Here is a 3,586-nt window from a genome sequence, read left to right on the forward strand (position 1 = left end):
GCCCAGCGCGGTGCAAGCCCGCTCACTACAGGGAGATTTTTCAGCCTTGAAAGTTGTGTAGATACTTATGGCTATCGCAGGCAAGCCAGCTCCCACATTTGACCGCGTTGATCAGTCTTCCAGGGCCCGCACACGCTGCATGCGCTTCTGCTCAACCGGCGCCTGCGCAGCCTGCAGTTCAAAGTCAAAATCAATCTGCGCAAACCGCCCTTCCACGCCAAACTCCCGCGCCAGTTGCTGATCGTCGCTGAAGCGAATTTCGGCGATCAACTCATCGCGCGTCGCGTAGGCAAAATCATCATGCAGGTACGGGTCATCCGACAGGTTGATCTGCGTGGTCAAGTGCCGGTGCCCCGGTGCCGAGATGAAAAAGTGAATATGCGCCGGGCGCTGCCCGTGGCGCCCCAGTTGATCGAGCAACTGCTGGGTCGGCCCGGTCGGCGGGCAGCCGTAACCCGACGGCACGATGCTGCGAAAACGGTAGTTGCCCTGGGCATCGGTCTCGATGCGTCGACGCAGGTTGAACTCGGACTGCGTCGGGTCAAACCACGAATAGGTGCCGCCGGTATTGGCCTGCCACACATCCACAATCGCCCCCGCCAACGGTTTGCCATCGGTGTCGCGCACCTGCCCGCGCATGAACAACGGCACCGCGTCGTCCTTGCCGTCATCCAACCGCGCTTCGTATTGGCTCAATGGCGCCCCGGCCACATACAGCGGGCCTTCGATGGTGCGCGGCGTGCCGCCGGATTTGCCGGCCTCTTCATCGGCCGCGTCCATCAGCAGGTCCAGGTAATGCTCCAGGCCCAGCCCGGCGGCGAGCAGCCCCGCCTCCTGGTTTTTGCCCAACTCATTGAGGTAGTTGACCGCCTTCCAGAACTCTTCCGGGGTCACTTCCAGGTCTTCAATGATGTTCACCGTGTCCCGCAGGATCCGGTAGATCAGCGCCTTGGTGCGCGGGTTGCCGCCGTCATTGAGGTTACCGCTGGCTTCTTCGAGAAACTGTTGGGCATGGGCAGTCTGGGACAGTCGGATGGACATGGTGCAATCCTCATCTTGTAGTTATTAGTGTTGAAAACAAGCTTAACGGTCGTCCTCATGGATCGACGAAGGGTGCCGGCACAGGGCATTCACTTCGATGGCCATGTAGGGAAACAGCGGCAGTTGCATCAGCAGATCGTGCAGTGCCTGCACGCTGTCGACGTCGAACACGCTGTAGTTGGCGTAGTGCCCGGCGATGCGCCACAAGTGCCGCCATGTGCCCTCTTGTTGCAGACGCTGCGCCAGGGCTTTTTCTTCAGCCTTGAGGCTCGCCGCGCGTTCGGGGTTCATGTCGATCGGCAGGTTCACGGTCATTTTTACGTGGAACAACATGGCAGGCGCCTCTCAGTGTTTGTCACGACGAAAGAACGCCAAACGCTCTTCATCAATGGCCAGGCCCAGGCCCGGTGCGGTGGAAACATGCAGCTGGAAGTCGCGGTACACCGGCGGCTCGGTGAGGATGTCTTCGGTCAGCAGCAGCGGGCCGAACAGTTCGGTGTCCCACGCCAGTGTGTTCAAGGTCAGGAAGGCGTGCGCCGACGCCAGGGTGCCGATGCCGCCCTCCAGCATGGTGCCGCCGTACAAGCCAATCCCTGCCGCTTCGGCAATCGCGGCGGTGCGCAATACCGCGCGCGGGCCACCGTTCTTGGCGATCTTCAGCGCGAACACTGAAGCCGCGCCTTCGCGGGCGAGGTTGAAGGCATCTTCCACGCATTCAATCGACTCATCGGCCATGATCGGCGCCGGGCTCGACAGGTTCAGACGGGCCATACCAGCGCGGTTATTGCGTGAAATCGGTTGTTCGATGAGGTCGATGCCGTGGTCGCCCAATACCTTGCACGCGCGCAGGGCCACGGCCTCACCCCACGCCTGGTTGACGTCGACACGCACACTCGCGCGTTCGCCCAGGGCCTGTTTGATCGCGATCACATGCGCCAGGTCGCGGCTGACTTCACCGGCGCCGATCTTCAATTTGAAAATGCGGTGGCGGCGCAGGTCGAGCATCTTTTCCGCCTCGGCGATGTCTTGTTCGGTGTTGCCACTGGCCAGGGTCCAGGCCACTGGCAAGGCATCGCGCACGCGGCCACCGAGCAATTCGCTGACTGGCAGGTTCAGGCGTTTGCCCAGCGCGTCGAGCAAAGCGCTTTCGATGCCGGACTTGGCAAAGGTGTTGCCGCGAATGCTGCGTTCCAGGCGCAACATGGCCGCGTTAATATTGCTCGCGTCCTGGCCCACCAACAGCGGTGCGAAATGCCGATCAATGTTGACCTTGATGCTCTCGGGGCTTTCGTTGCCGTAGCTCAGGCCGCCAATGGTGGTGGACTCGCCGATACCTTCAATGCCATCGGCGCAGCGCAGGCGGATGATCACCAGGGTCTGGTTTTGCATCGTATGCATCGCCAACGTGTGCGGGCGGATGGTGGGGAGGTCGACGATGACGGTGTCGATCGACTCGATGGCGCAAATCGGCATGGTTATACCCGTTGGGTTCTTTATAAGTTTGAGCCGATTCTGTGCCGTATCTTTCGCGGCTTCCAATATAGAATGGGTCTCACACAATACCTTCAAGGTATGAAAGGAGCCGTTATGGAGCTGCGTCATCTGCGCTATTTCCAGGTGCTGGGTGAGACCCTCAACTTCACCCGCGCCGCCGAACGCCTGCACATCGCCCAGCCGCCGTTGAGCCGGCAGATCCAGCAATTGGAGGACGAGCTGGGGGTGATTTTGCTGGAGCGTGGCCGACCGCTGCGGCTGACCGAGGCCGGGCGGTTTTTCTATGAACACGCCAACGTGCTGCTGGAACAACTGGGCAAGGTGTGTGACAACACGCGGCGCATCGGCCAGGGCGAGAAAACCTGGCTGGGCATCGGTTTTGCGCCGTCGACCTTGTACGGTGTGCTGCCGGAACTGATACGCCGCCTGCGCAACCATGACGCGCTGGAACTCGAACTGGGCTTGTCGGAAATGACCACCTTGCAGCAGGTCGAAGCGCTCAAGGCCGGGCGGATTGATGTGGGCTTCGGGCGCATTCGGATCGACGACCCGGCCATCGTCCAGCGCGTGTTGGTGGAAGACCGCCTGGTCGCCGTGCTGCCCGCCGGCCACACACTGCTGGGCGCGCCCGCCACCCTCGCGCAATTGGCCGCCGAGCCTTTTGTGCTCTACCCCGGCAACCCGCGCCCCAGTTATGCCGACCATGTGATCGCCCTGTTCGACACCCACGGCCTGAGCCTCAAGGTGGCGCAGTGGACCAACGAGTTGCAGACCGCCATCGGGCTGGTGGGCGCCGGCATGGGCGTGACGCTGGTGCCGGCCTCGGTGCAGGTGTTGCACCGGGCGGATATCGGCTATACGCCGATCGTGGAGACCACCGCGACCTCGCCGATCATTCTCAGCCGCCGGGTGAATGACCAGTCGCCGGGGCTGAGTCATTGTTTGCAGTTGGTCGAAGAGTTGATTTGAGACAGTGCTGACACCACACATCAAATGTGGGAGCGGGCTTGCTCGCGAATGCGGTGCGCCAGTCAATACATGGGCCAGCTGA

At 61.6% G+C, this 3,586-nt stretch carries 4 protein-coding genes; 1 reads left to right on the forward strand and 3 read right to left on the reverse strand.

All coding sequences use genetic code 11. From position 1 onward, the window contains the following. Positions 1 to 111: 111 nt before the first annotated feature. The 3 genes from catA to WBB95_RS03775 are packed head-to-tail and all read right to left on the reverse strand — an operon-like array spanning position 112 to position 2,514. Complete coding sequence (gene catA / locus WBB95_RS03765; protein ID WP_424486358.1) at positions 112 to 1,041, reverse strand: catechol 1,2-dioxygenase; 930 nt, start codon at positions 1,039 to 1,041, stop codon at positions 112 to 114. Positions 1,042 to 1,083: 42 nt separating this feature from the next. Continuing rightward, entirely contained in the window at positions 1,084 to 1,374 is a 291-nt protein-coding gene (gene catC, locus WBB95_RS03770) for a muconolactone Delta-isomerase (protein ID WP_424486359.1), read from the reverse strand. Between the two features lie 12 nt (positions 1,375 to 1,386). Further along, positions 1,387 to 2,514 carry a muconate cycloisomerase family protein gene (locus WBB95_RS03775; protein WP_424486360.1) on the reverse strand — a complete coding sequence of 376 codons (1,128 nt, stop codon included), beginning with the start codon at positions 2,512 to 2,514 and terminating at the stop codon, positions 1,387 to 1,389. Between the two features lie 114 nt (positions 2,515 to 2,628). Between WBB95_RS03775 and WBB95_RS03780 the strand changes: the two genes are divergently transcribed. After that, positions 2,629 to 3,504: a LysR family transcriptional regulator gene (locus WBB95_RS03780; RefSeq protein WP_424486361.1), complete on the forward strand. Its 876-nt coding sequence runs from the start codon at positions 2,629 to 2,631 to the stop codon at positions 3,502 to 3,504. Positions 3,505 to 3,586: the final 82 nt, after the last annotated feature.

Source organism: Pseudomonas sp., assembly GCF_049645325.1.
GTDB lineage: Bacteria > Pseudomonadota > Gammaproteobacteria > Pseudomonadales > Pseudomonadaceae > Aquipseudomonas.

Bases quoted from the DNA above. Each gene is read 5' to 3' on its own strand.
- catC (WP_424486359.1), bottom strand. From the start codon at position 1,374: ATGTTGTTCCACGTAAAAATGACCGTGAACCTGCCGATCGACATGAAC.
- WBB95_RS03775 (WP_424486360.1), bottom strand. From the start codon at position 2,514: ATGCCGATTTGCGCCATCGAGTCGATCGACACCGTCATCGTCGACCTC.
- WBB95_RS03780 (WP_424486361.1), top strand. From the start codon at position 2,629: ATGGAGCTGCGTCATCTGCGCTATTTCCAGGTGCTGGGTGAGACCCTC.
- catA (WP_424486358.1), bottom strand. From the start codon at position 1,041: ATGTCCATCCGACTGTCCCAGACTGCCCATGCCCAACAGTTTCTCGAA.